The organism is Enterococcus sp. DIV0170, from assembly GCF_051710765.1.
GTDB classification, from domain to species: Bacteria; Bacillota; Bacilli; order Lactobacillales; family Enterococcaceae; genus Enterococcus_A; species Enterococcus_A raffinosus.
The window spans coordinates 1,258,574-1,275,758 of the sequence record NZ_JBIOLG010000001.1 but is presented as its reverse complement, the minus strand read 5'-3'; the positions used below and the strand labels follow the sequence as shown (position 1 = coordinate 1,275,758).

Annotated in this window: 16 protein-coding genes; 1 reads left to right on the top strand and 15 read right to left on the bottom strand. The window is 38.8% G+C overall.

What is annotated here, in order from left to right:
- Positions 1–14 precede the first annotated feature (14 nt).
- From IGI50_RS06145 to IGI50_RS06120, 6 genes are all read right to left on the bottom strand, one after another.
- Positions 15–1,019: an ABC transporter permease gene (locus IGI50_RS06145; RefSeq protein ID WP_438776480.1), complete on the bottom strand. Its 1,005-nt coding sequence runs from the start codon at positions 1,017–1,019 to the stop codon at positions 15–17.
- 1 nt (position 1,020) lies between these two features.
- Positions 1,021–2,010 (bottom strand): ABC transporter permease, encoded by a 990-nt coding sequence (locus tag IGI50_RS06140; protein ID WP_438776479.1) that lies wholly within the window; start codon positions 2,008–2,010, stop codon positions 1,021–1,023.
- Complete coding sequence (locus IGI50_RS06135; RefSeq protein WP_438776478.1) at positions 2,010–2,858, bottom strand: ABC transporter ATP-binding protein; 849 nt, start codon at positions 2,856–2,858, stop codon at positions 2,010–2,012. Before IGI50_RS06135 ends, IGI50_RS06140 begins: the two co-directional genes overlap by 1 nt.
- 275 nt (positions 2,859–3,133) lie before the next feature.
- A complete protein-coding gene (locus IGI50_RS06130) occupies positions 3,134–4,042 on the bottom strand; it encodes a HAMP domain-containing sensor histidine kinase (protein ID WP_438776477.1) in 909 nt (302 codons plus the stop codon).
- Between the two features lie 79 nt (positions 4,043–4,121).
- On the bottom strand, positions 4,122–4,811 hold the full coding sequence (locus IGI50_RS06125) for a response regulator transcription factor (protein ID WP_438776476.1): 690 nt from the start codon (positions 4,809–4,811) through the stop codon (positions 4,122–4,124).
- Between the two features lie 171 nt (positions 4,812–4,982).
- Entirely contained in the window at positions 4,983–5,450 is a 468-nt protein-coding gene (locus IGI50_RS06120) for a PTS sugar transporter subunit IIA (RefSeq protein ID WP_438776475.1), read from the bottom strand.
- An 83-nt stretch (positions 5,451–5,533) separates the two neighbouring features.
- Here IGI50_RS06120 and IGI50_RS06115 point away from each other — a divergent pair, with 83 nt between their 5' ends.
- Complete coding sequence (locus IGI50_RS06115; RefSeq protein ID WP_010744539.1) at positions 5,534–6,256, top strand: MurR/RpiR family transcriptional regulator; 723 nt, start codon at positions 5,534–5,536, stop codon at positions 6,254–6,256.
- On the opposite strand, the gene IGI50_RS06110 is transcribed toward IGI50_RS06115, so the two are convergent.
- From IGI50_RS06110 to IGI50_RS06070, 9 genes are all read right to left on the bottom strand, one after another.
- Positions 6,257–7,633 (bottom strand): gluconokinase, encoded by a 1,377-nt coding sequence (locus IGI50_RS06110; protein WP_438776474.1) that lies wholly within the window; start codon positions 7,631–7,633, stop codon positions 6,257–6,259.
- Positions 7,630–8,529 carry a phosphogluconate dehydrogenase (NAD(+)-dependent, decarboxylating) gene (gene gnd / locus IGI50_RS06105; RefSeq protein WP_438776473.1) on the bottom strand — a complete coding sequence of 300 codons (900 nt, stop codon included), beginning with the start codon at positions 8,527–8,529 and terminating at the stop codon, positions 7,630–7,632. The genes IGI50_RS06110 and gnd overlap by 4 nt, the downstream gene beginning before the upstream one ends.
- A gap of 84 nt (positions 8,530–8,613) precedes the next feature.
- Positions 8,614–9,945, bottom strand: coding sequence for a 6-phospho-alpha-glucosidase (locus IGI50_RS06100; protein ID WP_438776472.1), 1,332 nt, complete (start codon positions 9,943–9,945; stop codon positions 8,614–8,616).
- A gap of 2 nt (positions 9,946–9,947) precedes the next feature.
- A complete protein-coding gene (locus tag IGI50_RS06095) occupies positions 9,948–11,561 on the bottom strand; it encodes a PTS transporter subunit EIIC (protein ID WP_218257339.1) in 1,614 nt (537 codons plus the stop codon).
- 180 nt (positions 11,562–11,741) lie between these two features.
- On the bottom strand, positions 11,742–12,836 hold the full coding sequence (locus IGI50_RS06090) for a YncE family protein (RefSeq protein WP_438776471.1): 1,095 nt from the start codon (positions 12,834–12,836) through the stop codon (positions 11,742–11,744).
- 234 nt (positions 12,837–13,070) lie between these two features.
- On the bottom strand, positions 13,071–14,072 hold the full coding sequence (locus IGI50_RS06085) for a DUF6933 domain-containing protein (RefSeq protein WP_438776470.1): 1,002 nt from the start codon (positions 14,070–14,072) through the stop codon (positions 13,071–13,073).
- Between the two features lie 169 nt (positions 14,073–14,241).
- Positions 14,242–14,508, bottom strand: a complete 267-nt coding sequence (locus tag IGI50_RS06080) for a type B 50S ribosomal protein L31 (RefSeq protein WP_010744532.1) — start codon at positions 14,506–14,508, stop codon at positions 14,242–14,244.
- Between the two features lie 98 nt (positions 14,509–14,606).
- Positions 14,607–15,902: a transcription termination factor Rho gene (gene rho, locus IGI50_RS06075; protein ID WP_010744531.1), complete on the bottom strand. Its 1,296-nt coding sequence runs from the start codon at positions 15,900–15,902 to the stop codon at positions 14,607–14,609.
- Positions 15,902–17,173, bottom strand: a complete 1,272-nt coding sequence (locus IGI50_RS06070) for a UDP-N-acetylglucosamine 1-carboxyvinyltransferase (protein WP_218257097.1) — start codon at positions 17,171–17,173, stop codon at positions 15,902–15,904. Before IGI50_RS06070 ends, rho begins: the two co-directional genes overlap by 1 nt.
- Positions 17,174–17,185: the final 12 nt, after the last annotated feature.

The window sequence follows — 17,185 nt, the reverse complement described above, 5'->3', positions numbered from 1 at the left end:
GTTAGAACCTAGTGTCAATCACCGAGTCGTTTATGGCCTTTCTTATAAATCATTACTCCAAAAATGCAATGAGCTATTAAGATTAAAATATTTTTGAGTGTCGATCCGCTTCTTCCATTCATTATATCCATTAAGCCATAAAAGGTCGCACTTGATGGTAAAATGTATGAGAATGCTCGAGCTAAACTAGTTTCTGCGGTTAGTAAATAGAGGAGGATTGGTGGTGCAATAAACAGAACCATAATTCCTTTGATATAAAGTATTCCTACCATCATATTATTTGCAATTTTTCCAATTAGTAATCCTAAAAAAGCAGCAATAAATGAAGATAGAATGATTAAAAGTAGCAATAAAATGAATCCCTTTATTTCAATACGTATACAAATAAAAGCAGTGATGATGGTTGAAAGGATAGCGCCGGAAAATCCCACGAACATTTTTTGTAAAACATAGTCCTTCTGAGTCATCGGTAGAATATCATTGATAAAAGTTATCCCATCCTCTTTTTCTCCTATTATATTCATGGCATTAAACGTACATCCCATGAACATTGCTGTTACCATGGTAATTGCAATCAACAAGGACCTTAAACCATTTTGATTTTTTTCTGTTTTTTGAATGCTTATATCGACTGCATCTATCTGTCCTCTTTCCTCATACATTTGAGGCAATCGTCCTGCCAATTTCTTGTACAGCGGCCACTCATCACCAGAAAGAATCGGCCTGAGCTGTCCTGCTTCATTTGTTACACCAATAATCTGAGTTGAAGGGTTATTCACAGCCGTGTTCAACATGTTTTGATTTTGATAAATACTAACATTTCCATTCTCTTCTAGCCATTTTGACATATCTTGTGTCAAATCACTTTTGACAATTCCAAATGAAATTTCTTCTATCGTATCAATCTCAACACTTGAAAGAACATTAACAAAAATACCAAAAATGAGTGGTAACAAAAATGTTAGCATACATAACTTGTCTCTAAAACTATTTTTTAATTGATAACTCAACCCTTTCATATTAGCCCTCCTTTGCTATTTCATTTGCCAAGACATTTCTTGCAACTTTGAAAAGAAGAAGAACAACGATCAAACATATGAAGTAGTATAGACCACTAGCAGCAGGTACTTGAAAAAAAGCATGTTTCATTGATTGAAACATGTGATACAACGGATGAAAGTTTATCCACTCCCAAGTCACTTCAGTCTGTCCCGCTAAAAAAACAGGAGTAGTAACAAAAACTGCCAATACTAAATAAAGTAAAGAAAATTGCTTAAAATCAGATAATCGAACTGCACAGATGAATCCTATTAATGTCATGATTAGTGACATAATTATTGTTTGAAACAATACGGCTGGCAAGACATTCAAACTATCCATTCCACCCAGATTAATAATTGTCAGTAAAGCTGAAAATAGAATATCTGCCAAAAGAAACGAAGCTAATTTAGAGGCGATAAACATAGTTTTGATCATCGGTATCACTCCATGCACCCGTATCACTCCCATATGCTTTTCTTTAAAAAGTGTTGAAGCGACCCCTAAAAAACCTACTGCTACTAATTCAAAAAAAAGAAATTCACAGGTAATTTCTCGTATATTCTTTTGTTTTTTATTGTAGTTACCAATTTGTTTTACGACAGATTCTCCATTAGTTAATAGAGAAAGAGCATATGCTGATCGTATCTTGTCCGTTGCTTTACTATTGGAGGAAGTCATTATTAGTTTAGTTTTTTGGTTTGTTGCGTCTATTCCGATAGCGTAATCATTTTTACTGCGTTGTAAAAGTGCATCTTTATTTTTGACCTTAATAACGTCCTTAGATACCAAAGAAAAGTGTTGATCTGGATCATAGAGATAAACTGGATAAATTGCTTGGTCAATATTTACATAAACCAATTGAATATAGCTAGAATATAGAATGAGTGATCCAAATACCAACAAAAAAAATTTACTGGAGATCAGCATTTTAAAATCTTTTTTTAAAAGTGAGAAAAAAATATTCAACATCAGGACAATCCCCTTCCCGTGTATTGTATGAAGACTTCCTCCAATGTTGGCTCTTGAGAATGGATACTCAGTATTTCATCATGGGGGAACGTTAACCAACGATCAAAATCGAATGTCGTTAATGTCTTACTTATTCTCTCATCATTTAGTAGATACTCTATTACTAATTCTTGATTGCTGTTTTTTTCTTTCAGTTTCTTAGGCGTATCTAGAGCTGCAATAGTGCCATCTACTATAAACGCTACACGATCACAAAGAAGCTCGGCATCCACCATATTATGCGTTGTGAGAAAAACCGTGGTCCCTTTTGAACGTTCTTCTTCAATAATTTTTCGAAAAAGTACAGCACCGGAGGGGTCCAAGCCACTTGTTGGTTCATCTAAGAAAAGAAGTTCCGGTTTCGTCATTAATGCTCTTGCCATGCTTACCCGCTGTCTCATCCCTTTTGAATAGGATGAAATAGGCTTGTTTAGAAAGTCCTTTTTTACTTCTAAACGCTTCAATAGATCGGGAATATTCTGCAATTGATTCTCTGGATAAAAGGAGGAAAAATAGTTCAGATTATCTAAAGCACTTAAATTGGCATATAGGTAGGGAAATTCAAAAAGAACACCAATTTTTTGATAAAATGTCCGATCAGTTTTGCGCGAAACGTCTTGACCCATAACAGAAACCTCGCCACCAAAATTTCTCATGATGCCTGTCAGTATTTTTTGAGTGGTAGATTTTCCAGAGCCGTTAGGTCCTAAAAAACCAAATATTTCTCCTTTTTCGATATTAAAATCTATTCCGTGAATTGTTTGTTTATTTTTTTTATACGAATAAGTTAGATTTTTTACCTCAATCATTTTTCATTCCCCCATTTATCACGATGAGCATTCTTTCCATTCTTTTTCATTGACCATCTGTTCATAAATTTGATTTTTAAAGGAAGCGAGAGAACGAATAGCAGTGCAAAAAATCCCCATAAATACCAATCTAATCCTAGAAACATCACGATCACCTCAATGGTTTTTTATTTTCTAAAATTTTAGCCTTTTCTTGTAAAGACAGTGTAAAGGCAGCATGAAGAGCGCGTAAAAAAGTCATGCCTCTAAACCCCGACATGACTTTTTTTACAAGATTAGCTTATTGGGAAAATAAAATAAAAAGAAACACCAGTATCCTGATTTATAAAACCAAAATCAACTTGATGCATAGTCAAAATTTGAGAAGCAATCGTAAGTCCTAATCCTGAACCATTTTTATTTTCACTGCCTCTCGTTCTATGAAATCTCTTCCAAACTTCATCCACGACCAAAGGACCATCATTATAAATTGAAAAACGAACAAATCCATCCAACTCGATCATTTCTATAGATATTTCACCATTTTTAGTCACAAATTTTTTAGCATTGCTCATAAAATTATGAAGCACTTGCTGAATTCGATTGCAGTCAGCAACAATATATATCGGAGTATCTGGTAGTGAATAGTTTAAGTGAAAGGACTTAGATGAACTGTCAATGAACTCTCTTCCTGCTACTATTTCTACTAGTTCAACTAAGTCAAAAGATTCAGTTGTTAATTGTGCTGCTCCCGCCTCTAAAGCAGATAAGTCTAAAAGCGTGTTCACTAATTCTGACATTTTTTCTGTCTCTTCAATAATTGTTTGTCGATACATCACTTCTTGTTCTGGATCAGCAGATTCAAGCCCTTCTGCATAAGCCCGGATTACCCCTAGAGGTGTCTTTAACTCATGTGACAACGAATCCGTTAGGTCCTTTCGCTGCGCAAGAGAATGTTCAAGATTCGCCGCAGTTGTATTTAAATCATTCGCTAGTTTCCCAAGTTCATCCTTTGTATTAATCGGACATGGTTCCGAAAAATCTAAATTTGCCATCCGATGGGCAGCTTTACTGATTTCTAGAATCGGCTGTGAGATAATTTTTTTCAAGATAGCATCCCAAACTAAAATTAAGGCTACTAATAAAAAAAGGAAGAAACCGTCTCTCAGCCAGCCAGTAAATGCTGAAGAAATAATATAAGCCATCAAGCATCCTACTATCACAAATTTAGAAAGAAAGAAAACTTTTTTATTTGTGAGATAGATTGAATACCACTTCATTGAGTTAACTGGTTTGCTCATCTGACTTCACCTCAAATTTATAACCTGATCGAATTAATGTAACAATGGATTTCCCTTCGTCTCCGAGTTTTTGACGGAGGTTTTTTACATGAACATCTACCGTTCTTGTCGTTCCTTCAAAATCATATCCCCAAACTTTATTAAGTAATTGTTCTCTGGAAAAGACCTGTTTTGGATGACGCAGAAATAGCAGCAGAAGTTCATACTCAGTATGGGTCAACTCAATAGGTTGATTTTCAACAAACACTTCTCTAGATATCGGATTAAGAATAATTTGGCCTGCTTCAATATCGTTTTCTATTTTCGGCTTGTTATCAGCCCTTTTTAAAAGTGCCTTTACTTTAGCCATAAGGAGGTTTGGACTGAACGGCTTTGTAATATAATCATCTGCTCCTAAATGGTAACCATATAGTTTATCTGTCTCATCACTTTTCGCAGTTAAAAAAATAATAGGTAGATTACTGATCATTCGTGCTTGTTCACAAACAGAGTATCCATCAATGGTTGGCATCATAATATCTAGTATTAATAAGTCAATTGGATTATTCTTTAATATTGCTAATGCTTCTTCACCATCATCTGCCAGTTGCACGGAGTACCCCTCTTTTTTCGCATAGTTAGCAATAATTGTTTGTATTTGCTTCTCATCTTCTGCAATTAGTATTACCGCCATGATTCGTTATCCTCCAATGAACGCTGTATCTTTCCTCTCATTTTATCATAAAGAATCTATGAACTTACAGACGACCAGTATCAATACATTTTTGATTCCTTAAAAAGAAATGCCAGACAGAAAAAAAGAACTTTCAACCAAGAAAGTTCTTCTGAGTTATTCATTACGACTTCATCTTACTTCAGCAGCTACTTCACCGACCTGTTTCTCCCCAACATACACTGTTAGTTCTTTGTCTTTCATTTCAGGAAAAACAACCATCACACTATTTTCCTTCTTCTTATTCGCTAGGAAGTTCAAATCAACATGAATGAGTGGATCCCCTAGATTAATTTTCTGTCCCTCCTGAACCACTGTACTAAAACCCTCGCCATTCAATTCTACAGTATCAAGACCTATATGAATCAATATATCCACCCCGTTTTCGGCTTCCATAGTCAACGCGTGCAGTGTTGGAAATAAGGATTTGATCGTTCCTTTAATAGGTGCGCAGATCTTTCCATTTTTAGGTTCAACTGCAAAACCATCGCCCATCATTTTTTCACTAAAAACGGGATCACTAACTTCTTTCAAATTAAAGACTCTTCCGTCAACAGGGGTATCTATTTTCATCCCTTTACTTTTAAATAAATTAAACATCTATCGTTCTCCTTTCTATCTCATCTTTTTACTAAAAGCGATAGTGTATAATACAAATAATCAGTACATTTAGGAGGGCAAATATGGACCTAGAATTGGTAACCAAAGGTAAGCAATTGTCTGAAAATGACCAAGCAATCTTAACTTACTTAGCCACACATATAAATGAGTTAGAAGGGGTATCATTAAGAAAGATCGCAACAACGCTTTACACATCACCCGCAACGATTGTTCGTTTAGCACAAAAATTAGATTTCTCTGGTTATTTAGAGCTGTTTTATTTTTTGAAAAATCAATACCAGCCACAAAATCAACTTGTTGAAGCGACAGTCGATATTTCTATTCCCACTGAAAAAATTGCTCCCTCGATCCAAAATATGAAACAAATCTATCAAGAGAATCAAGACAAATTCATTACGATTTATGCGACGGGCTTTTCGAGTATTATCGCTGAGTACCTTTACAAGAAATTATTGGTCAATGGGATTAAGACACTCTTCGTCAATGCAGCTGACTCATCTGGAATTATCAATAACAATGCCGGAAATATCAGTATGCTGATTGTCATTTCAAAATCAGGCGAGACTCAAAAAGTCATTGAAAAAATGCAGTTTTCACAAGAACGCAGCATTCCAACGATTCTCTTTACAGGAAACAGTCAGTCTCGTGCTACAAAGGCAGCAACCATTATATTTGAGGTTGCTGATGAACGACCCTTGGATAGTCAAAACATTAAGTATAATGGCTTCTTCGGTAAATTATTGTTATTGATGGAGTACATTGTCCAAGAATTTACGCGCGAATAATTACTCGAAATAGTTTTTCGCGATTTTCTCATAAGCGGTACTGTTACCTAGGTTAGGTAGAAAAATTTGTTGACTTTCTTCAATCATCCGTGTTGGCTGTTCCAAGAGATAATACAACCCAAAAATGGGTTCATTTTCCTGTGCGTAGTAGCATTTTGTAGCAAAGATATCCGCCGCCAATTGTCCCAACGCAGTCGTCTGAAAGAAACCACCGCTAATAGAGAGCTCTTCATTTTCTGCTACGAGTTTTACTAGCTGGCGGATGTTTAAAAGAATTCCCTCTAAGACACTCCGCAGCATATCGTTTCTGGTATGCTGCAGGGTAAGGTCTCGAAACCCGCCTTTGATCTTATTGTTCCAATAGGGCGCGCGTTCTCCGTTCAAATAAGGCCAGAAACGCAGACCATTAGCTCCTAATGCTGTTTGAGCTAGCAAATTGGGCAGTCTTTCATAAAAAGTCGCTGGATTCTCCGCCAGTTGTTCTGCCGCCCAGGCCAAAACCACTCCGCCATTGTTTGACGGTGCACCGCACACAAGCAGTTCCTTTTTTAAGTAGTAGCAGAAATTTTGCTTTTCCTGATCCAAATGAATATTTTTACTTATTTGACGAACCGCGGCACTTGTTCCAATTGTTAAACTAGCTGTTCTTCCGGTAGAGTAGTAGCTGGCGTAAGCTGCCAGCGTCCCATCACTGGCCCCTACAACGACTTGAATAGTGGCGGGAAAACCAAAGAAACGCCTCTTTTCTGGCAACATTTCAAAAACCTGATCAGTATCTGCTAATGGTGCCAGCCGTTCTTCCTTAATCCTTAGATAATCAAGAATTTCACTACTCCATTGTTTTTTTCGCAAATCAAACAAACCTGTTGCAGATGCCGTTGCATAATCAACAACTGCCTCTCCGGTAAAATAGTCCATAACCAATTCCTTAATGCCGTACCATCGAGTATCTGTCGGATATTTTTCTGATGTTTGAAAATACAGCAACTTTGCAAATGGAGACATCGCATGGATAGGCGTCCCTGAAATCAGATAAAAGTGTTCGGCTAAATCAGACTGCTTAAATGTATCAATGAGACTAGCCGCCTGAAGATCTGACCATAGAAAAATTTGCTTTTTGCCATCATCCGGCATCAAGCTGTGCATCGCCGTACTGAAACTAATCCTTGTAATTTCGTTACGTAGCCACGCAGGAATGGCTAAAATACCTAATTTTAAACTTGCTAATAGTTCTGTCCCATTTTGATATTTGATGCGGTCATCTCCATAGGTTTGAAGTGGCAGCTCACTGGAATAAAGCAACTCGTTTTCCTGGATGATTCCCAATTTGATTGCTGTTGTTCCGATATCTATTCCTAAAAATACTGACAAAATCATTCATCCTTTACAAAGGCGTGTCCGCCAAACTGATTGCGCAATAATGCGACAAGCTTCTCGCTTATTTTATCATAATCCTCTGATGCAAAGCGCGTCATAAGTGATTGCGTAATCACAGGAAGATTCACTTTTAAACGTAAAGCTTCCTCTACAGTCCATTTCCCTTCACCTGAAGAAGGAATGACTCCTGCGATCTCAGTCAGATCAAGCTGGTCTTGATAAACCTTTTCAGTTAACTCCATCAGCCATGAGCGGATTACCGATCCATGATTAAAGACTTGGGCAACCTCAGCCATCGAATAATCGTAAGGACTGTGATGTAATAAATTGAACCCTTCTCCAATCGCCTGCATCATGCCATATTCAATCCCGTTATGGACCATTTTAAGGTAATGACCACTCCCAGCCGGGCCACTATAAATACATCCTTTTTCCACACATAGTTTTTGGAACAATGGGGCTAACTCATCATAAATAAATCGTTCACCCCCGACCATCATACAAGCTCCATTTCTAGCGCCAAAAACTCCACCGGACGTCCCAACATCCATAAAATGAATACCTTTAGTTTGACAATAGGCAGCGTTCGTCAAGCTATCCTGATAATGAGAGTTTCCAGCATCAATTATAATATCGTCTTTACCCATGCGATCAGCCACTGCTGTCAACGTGTCATTTGTTAAAGCACCTGCCGTCAGCATCAGCCAAACAATTTGACGTTTTGATCGATCTGACAACAGACTCTCGATATCTGAATAAAATGTTCCGCCCAGTTCAATCAAGCGTTCCCCGCTATCAAGATTGATATCATACCCTTTTACTTGGTAGTGATGGGTCAATAAATTCTCGGCAATCCCCATCCCCATTTTTCCTAAACCGATCATCGTGATCTCCATTATTGCTCCTCCTGAAATTTTTTAAAAAAGGGATCATAACAACAGAGAACTCATTGGCTCGCTGCTGTTACACCCCTTAAAAAATTAATGTAATTCTGGCCAAGTATCGCCATTTTCGACAATTAAATCGTCTAATAGTTCTTTGGCAACCTGTGCACTTGGAACCGTTTTAGACAAGGTCAAGGCCTGCCACATTTTTTGATAGCTGTTTTCAACATAAGCTTCGACTACTAATTTTTCAACAGTGACCTGCTGGAACATCAACGCTTGCTGGAATGCCGGGATTTGACCTTGAGCTAAGGCTTCTGGCCCATCAGTACCGACAATACAAGGAACTTCCACCATCGCATCATCAGGGAAATTGGCGATGGCGCCATTATTTTCAACAATCATTACCATACGCTCGTGAGTATTAAAAGCAATCGCACGTGCTAAATCAACGATAAATGTCGCATGCGCATCAATATCAAAAGCAATGCCCTCGGCTGATCCATTCGCGATGATTTGACGGGCATGATCAAAAACATTTTTTTCTCGACCTTGCATGACTTCATTGGCACGCGTAAATTCTGGATGATCCTTCATATGTTCAAAAACGTAATCGGGATACAGGTAATACTTCAAGTAAGTATTCGGCAAATAATCGGGGGTTACCGCTAAAATATCCTTCGCCTTTTTATGGGTCTCCTGCCAACTTGGGTCTGTGTGCTGAGTGTCTACTTCTATTTGCGTCAAGTAGCCATGTTCGGAAACGTAATTACGAATTTGATCAATGTATTCATGGCCTTCTTTGTCTTTGACACTAGTCCACCAGCCAAAATGATTCAAGCCAAAGTAACGGACTTCTAGTTCTTCGGGCTTCTTACCAACAATTTGAGACATCCGACGTAAGGTTCCAACAGGCATGTCACAAATGTTTAACACCTTTGAATCTGGTCGTAATACTCGACAAGCTTCTGCTACAATTGCCGCCGGATTAGAATAATTCAGCATCCAGCAATTTGGTGAATACTTTTCCATATAATCGATGATTTCTAGCATGCCTGTGATACTGCGCATCCCATATGCAATCCCGCCAGGTCCACAGGTCTCCTGCCCAAAAACTCCATGACGCAACGGAACTTTTTCATCTTTTTCCCGCATCGCATATTTTCCAACGCGAATATGTGCCATACAGAAATCAACATCTGTAAAAGCCGTTTCTGGATCTGTTGTATAGATAAACTCAATCTCTGGTGCTTGTTCTCTCAATAATATCTCTAAGGCTTCTCCAAGCACTCCTTGGCGGTCACCGTCATTGTCGTATAGTTTCAACGTTCGCAATGGAAACCGCTCCAAATTGTCTAACATCATCATGACGATTCCCGGAGTAAACGTACTCCCGCCGCCGGCAATTACTACTGAAAATTTCTTCATAACTATTCGTCTCCTCCACTATCTCTACCTAAATATTTTTCAAGTTTTTCCCGAACTTGCGGGACAGTCAATCCATAGACCACATGGACATTTTCCCCGTTACTGATGACACCCTTTGCTTGAGTCTCATTTTTCAATAATCCTTCATCAACCAAAGCTGGATTTGCCAACTTCAACCGCAAACGGGTATAACAATTGTCAATCGTTTTGATATTCTCCGCACCACCTAAGCCTTCAACAATTATTCCAGATACTTCGTCCTCAGACGTAGGCACAGCTAATACGCCATTATCTGGTACAGACCCCTTCTTATCGTTGTATTCTTTTTTCGAGTAAAGTTTCGTTTCCTGATCACTGTCTTCTCGTCCGACTGTTTTGAAATTGAACTTGACGATTAAGAAGCGGAAGATAAAGTAATAAATAAAGAAGAAGGCCACACCGACTAGAAGATAAATCGGCCAACGGGTCTTTTCTGTCCCCAGTGGTATGTTGTATAGCAGAAAATCAATAAAGCCATTTGGTCCAATCGCCCGTGAACCAAAGATATTCAAAGCCACCATGCTCAATCCGCTTAATGCAGAATGAATGACAAACAATGCTGGTGCTACAAACATAAAAGAAAATTCAATCGGTTCAGTTACCCCAGCCACAAAAGATGTCACAACTGCCGGAATCAAAATAGCTTTTACTTTAAATTTATTTTCTGGTTTAGCCGTTTGATACATCGCTAGACAAGCACCGATCAAGCCAAACATTTTTGAAATTCCACGAGCATCCCAAATCACACTTTGTGATAGAACTCTAACTGCAGGATCTGCGATTTCAGCAAAGTAAATATTTCGCGCTCCTTCAAATACTTGCCCACCAACTTCCGCCACGCCGCCAAGTGACGTGTATAGAAACGGTGTATAGATCAAATGGTGCAAACCAGTTGGGATCAATAGCCGTTCCAATGAACCATAGAGAAAGATCCCAAAATTTCCTGTCTTCTGAATGACACCACCTAATCCGTCAATTCCTTGCTGGATAACCGGCCAGATAAATGAAAGTGCAATCGCTGCTAATACTAATACTGGAATCAAAACGATAAAGACAAATCGTGCTCCGCCATAAACCTGAAAAGCGTTATTAAATGTCGTATCGATGAAGCGATTATGAATTAATGCCACCACAATTCCAAGAATAATCCCTAAGAAAACTCCCATATCCAGTACTTGAACACCTAAGACTAAGGCTTGTCCCGATCCCTGAAGCTGATCTGGCGCTACCAGCATGTCTCTAAGTTCCATAAATTTGTTCATCGCATATAAGAAGACTAAGTAGCCCAGTAAAGCAGTAAATGCTGCTTCAGCTTTCTTTTTGTTTGCCAATCCTAAAGCAATGCCGACACAGAAAATTACTCCTAGATTTGTTAAAACTGGCAACAGTGCAGCTGATAAAATACTCCCGAATCCCATTGTGATAGGATTATCTAAAAATCCAAACATCTCAATTAACCTTGGATTCGTAAAAACGTTTCCAATCGCGATCAAAATACCAGCAATTGGTAAGATCAGCACTGGAACAAACATTGCTTTCGAAAATTTTTGCATGCTATCCATGATTTTCGCTTTCATCATTTTATCTCCTTCTTTTTATGATGTGTTCAGTATACGGGGCAGCAGTACAAAAAGGAACCGATACCGCTTACAACTCAATGTGTTTCACGATATGAAATACGTTTCATCATGAGAAGCACAAAAAAGAACCCCTATGAAGGAGCTCTCGATAAACATAAATAAGACAATCAAAAAAGATTACTCGTGATCCTTTTTCGTAAGTAACTCTTCAATGTTCAATTGAATGACATGATCCACCAATACGGGGTTTCTTGTGCGATACGGCCATGCGCCACCTTCGAAAACAGCAAAAAGCTGATCACCGCCCACGGATATCTGTTCAATATATGGCGGTGTATCAATCTCAAAGGCCGCGTCTTTTACTGAGAAAAAGTTATTGACTTTATCAAGATCAAAAAAATAGAGTTTGCCAGAGCGCTCCGGTCCCCACGACTGAGACATAATCAAGTAATCTTTATAAAAAGCAATGCCTTGAATCATATCCAGTGTTTTCCATGAACCAAGAGAACGAGCAAATTGAGAGGATGGAACGGAAGTTAATCCTACTTTTTTCTGCTCCCCTTGGTCAAAACTAGAGATTTTTTCCTGAGAACTGATTCTTAGTTCTCCTTGATCATTCAAACGATAAGTCGCCATACGCCCATACTCATTCAGTGTAAAATAACCAACGACCAGCACACCAGATGTGTAGGTTAGCGCCGAAGCATGAGAAACTTCTTTTAAAGAAATCTGCTGATGATAAGAAACGACCCGATCCGCTTTTAGCTGATAATCCTCGAGCTCTTTCAAATCAATCGATGATAAACCAGCGAAAAGTCCGCCCGTCGTGATCCAAACACGCTGGTGCTTCGGATCATAGGCGATACCGCCGAGATGCGGACGACCAGGCAACACAACAGTTTTTATAAAACGATGTGTCTCACGATCCAGCATGTAGATGACCGAATGATTTTCATGATCATGACTATAGGCCGAAATCAAAAGATACTTCTCCGTCAGCGTGATTCCCTGTGGCGTCATCGTAGAACTGTCAGCAATCGCGTTCGTTTCCAGGCTGAGGGTCTTCGCTCTATAGAGTCCCGGAATTTTGTACATTCCGAAATCTTTGTTCTCATCCTGATTCGAAAAAGCTGCTTGATAAAAATGGCTATAGGGCTTCAATGCCTCCTGTTGCTGTTTAACAGTTAGCCCATAGTGGGATGCTTCTGCAGTGAATGGAAAAAGGAAAAATAGAAGAAAAAAGAAAAGACTCCCATACCATTTCTTATACATAGTAAAGACTCCTAATTTTAGTTTTAAAATCATTTTTTACTATCAAAACCATAGCAGATAGTTTCAGAAACAACAATCAAAGCGCTTCTTTGTAAACAGCAAAAAACGAACTCCGCTAAAATAGGAAGTTCGTTGTTCATTGTTTGCCCAATCCTGGTTAGACAGAAGTTCTCTAATCCTCTATCTGATCGAATCGAAATAAGTCAGCCGAATTGCACCAATCAAAATCGGCTCTTAATACCAACTATCACTCATCATCAGCGTCATCTTTCCAGTCTCTACTCCCAGTTCAATCTGGTCTCGTATTTCTGGCATAGCCGATTCCTTCACTTCACCTGCCGCAATCAAAAACTGATAGAATTTTTTTATCGCTGTACCAGCCTTTTTGACTGCATTTTCACTGATCCAAACATTTTTACTTGCTCCCCAACCAAAAAAGTCGCTAATGACATCGAAAGTCGTTACCGCTGAGTCAAAACCATAAAAAATCAAATAATTGCTTAGATAATCTTCAACATTGGCTAAGTGATGATTCACGGTTTTCTTTGTCAGCTTTTCAGACTTTTCAAGGTACTCTTTAAACGCATTTAAGATTAAGCGATTGTTAGCCAACGCTTTTTCGACCTCTTTTCCAGAAAATCCATCAACTTTATAATCGGTTAGACTTTCCCAGTCCTTCTTCACCACATAACTTTCCTCCGTTACTTCTTGTGAAAGTTCATGAATTAACAAAGGCTCCTTAAACGCTTCACGCAACTTATCAATGGGATATTGCTCTTTGAAAATGTCCTCTGCCAAATCAAGACTATTTTCAACATCCACGAGCGTATTAAAATCATATCGCTCATGATACTCCAATGAAAAAATCATATTCTTCATAATGCCAGTAACAACACGATTATAGCCCCCATTCACCTCCACTTCACCAGCTAGATCAAGATATTTTTCAATCTGCTTTTTTGGGATTCCTGCCGCTTGGAACACTTCCATAATAGCTTGTTGGAAAGTCTCGCTTAACTGCCCCTTATTCTTAGCATCGATTCCTACGAAAATAAGCGGGAAGTAGGTCAAGTCATTGACCACCAATAAAATCTTCTTTCTATTGACATTGAAATAATTCGCATGCCAAGAAAACAGCGGATTAAACTCAGAGAATCTTCGCGCCAATTGCTTGTCAGCAACGCTTGGTATTTTGTTAAAAAGTGGTAATGCTTTTTTTGTTGGATTAATAATCATTTGAATCCCTCATTTATCAATATTTCTTACAGTCGTTTCCTACGTCATTTCGCGTATAATTCAATTCTACAGTTAGTATATCAAAATTGGTACAACCTTTTTTAATTTTGAAATAAAAAAAGACCACATCCGAAAATGTAGTCTGTAAAACGTTGATAACTCAATGTTTTTATTTTTCCTCTGCGTTGGCGTCTTTGAGACCGTATTTTTTGTTGAAACGATCGACACGTCCATCTGCTTGAGTGAATTTTTGACGTCCAGTGTAGAATGGATGAGAATCTGAAGTAACTTCGACACGGATTACTGGGTAAGTATTTCCGTCTTCCCATTCAACTGTTTCTTGTGAAGTTTTAGTAGAACCTGACAAGAATTTGAAACCTGTCGTTGAGTCCATGAACACAACTGGATGATATTCTGGATGAATTCCTTGTTTCATAGTTTTTTCGCTCCTTTGCCCTGAATCATTTGCTGGTTCAGAGTTATTTTTGCAATTTGCAACATGAATATACTATCATGAATGAATCGACAATGCAATTATCTTTTTTGATTTCTACGGGTGGTTTTGCCACCGAATGAAACGTCCTTAAAAGCTTTGAAAACATCATCGTTATTCTTCGTCTTTTTCAGGAAGTTCACGAATTGCGAAGTATATTCCAATGAATCTCCCGTCATGTTATTACGAAGCTTGAAGATTTCTTCTAGACGTGAAGGAGCCATCAGCAATTCTTCTTTACGTGTACCAGATTTTTTAATGTCGATTGCTGGGAAGATCCGACGTTCAGACAACTCACGGGACAATTGTAATTCTAAGTTTCCTGTTCCTTTAAACTCTTCATAAATTACATCATCCATCCGACTACCAGTATCAACTAGTGCCGTCGCCAAAATAGTTAAGCTGCCACCCTCTTCAATGTTTCGAGCAGCGCCAAAGAATTTCTTTGGCTTGTATAACGCTGCAGGATCGATCCCGCCACTCAATGTCCGTCCGCTTGGCGGAACTACTAAATTGTATGCACGTGCAAGACGAGTGATGCTATCCATCAAAATCACCACGTCTCGTTTGTCTTCCACTAAACGCATTGCGCGTTCTAAGACCAGTTCAGATACACGGGTATGGTTCTGTGGTTGCTGATCAAATGTCGAATAAACCACATCACCTTTAACACTGCGTTCTAAATCAGTCACTTCTTCTGGACGTTCATCAATGAGTAAGACAATCAATTCGACATCGGGATAATTATCAGTAATACCATTAGCAATCTCTTTAAGAATGGTTGTCTTCCCTGCTTTTGGAGGAGCAACGATCAATCCACGCTGACCGAAGCCTACTGGGGAGAAGATGTCGATCATTCGCGTAGACAAACGACCAGGTGTTGTTTCTAAAACGAGTTGTTTATCAGGATAAAGAGCAGTTAATGCAGGAAAATGCGGGCGTTCCTTCGCATCTTCTGGATCTTTACCATTGACACTTTCTACATGCATCAGCCCATAATAACGTTCAGATTCTTTGGGTGGACGAGCTTTGCCGGCCACTTTATCCCCATTTCTTAAACCAAAACGACGAATCTGTGAAGAGGAAATATAAATATCCTCCGCACTCGATCCATAGTTAATTGGACGTAAAAAGCCGTAGCCATCCTGTCCAATAATATCCAAGACTCCTTCCATATAAAAGAAGCCTTGTTTTTCTGCCTGTGCACGAATTACAGCCAGAGACAATTCCTTTTTATTCATTTGACTATAATAAGGAATTTTAAAATCTTTTGCATAAGCATAAATTTCTTTTAGCGTCTTGTTCTCAAGCTCCGCCATTGTTAAATAATCGCTCATTATTCCGCCTCTTCCTCGTCGATCATTTCGATAGTAGCACCAAGAGCCGTCAGTTTCTCAATAATATGATCATATCCTCGTAAAATATATTCCACGTTAAAAATCGTTGTTTTCCCTTCAGCCATTAATCCAGCAATAACTAAACAAGCACCCGCCCGCAAATCAGAAGCGACTACCTCGGCTCCGTGCAATTTGCTTGGACCGTTTAATACAATTAAGTTGCCTTCAACACGAGCATCTGCCCCCATGCGGACTAACTCAGGGATGTGATTTACTCGTTTTGAGTAAATCGTGTCAATAATTTCAGCCGTTCCCTGCGCTTTAAGTAATAGCGGTGTTAACGGTTGTTGTAGATCTGTCGCAAAACCTGGGTAAGGCGATGTTGTAACATCTACAGTCTTCAGATTCCTTGATGGCAATACTTCGATGCTATCTTCTGAAATATTCATTTCTACACCGATTTCTTCTAATTTCGCAATAAAGCTTTCAATGTGTTCATAGATGACATTATGCACGGTTACACCTTCGCCCATAGCTGCAGCTAAAGCCAAATAAGTCCCCGCTTCAATGCGATCAGGAATAATTGAGTGGACACAGCCGTGTAATTCCTCTACACCTTCAATCCGAATTTCATCCGTACCTGCACCACGAATTTTCGCACCCATATTATTTAATAGCGTTGCAACATCGATAATTTCTGGTTCCTTTGCAGCATTCTCAATGATTGTTTTTCCTTTAGCTTTTACTGCTGCCAACATCACGTTAATCGTCGCGCCAATAGAAACCACATCCATAAAGATACGATCTCCCGTTAAGCTTTCTTCTTCTGTCCGCAAATAAATCACACCGTGTTCATTAGAAACATCGGCACCTAAACTTTCAAAGCCTTTAATGTGCAAGTCAATTGGACGAGGGCCTAAGAAACAGCCGCCAGGTAAACCAACCACCGCTTCACCAAATTTTCCTAACAAAGCTCCCATAAAATAGTAGGAAGCGCGTAACGAATTGATTTTTCCGCTTGGCATCGGGATCGATACAACATTACTTGGATCAATGACCATCCGATTATCTTCAAAGGAAACTTTCGCTCCCATGATTTCTAAAATTTCGATTAATGAATGCACATCTTGAATATCCGGCACTCCTTCTAATGTCACTGGCGAATCCGCCATGATTGCTGCTGGGATCAATGCAACGGCACTATTTTTTGCGCCGCTGATTGTAATATTACCTGATAATGGCTTTCCGCCATGGATTTCGATTTTTCTCATTTATTTTCACCT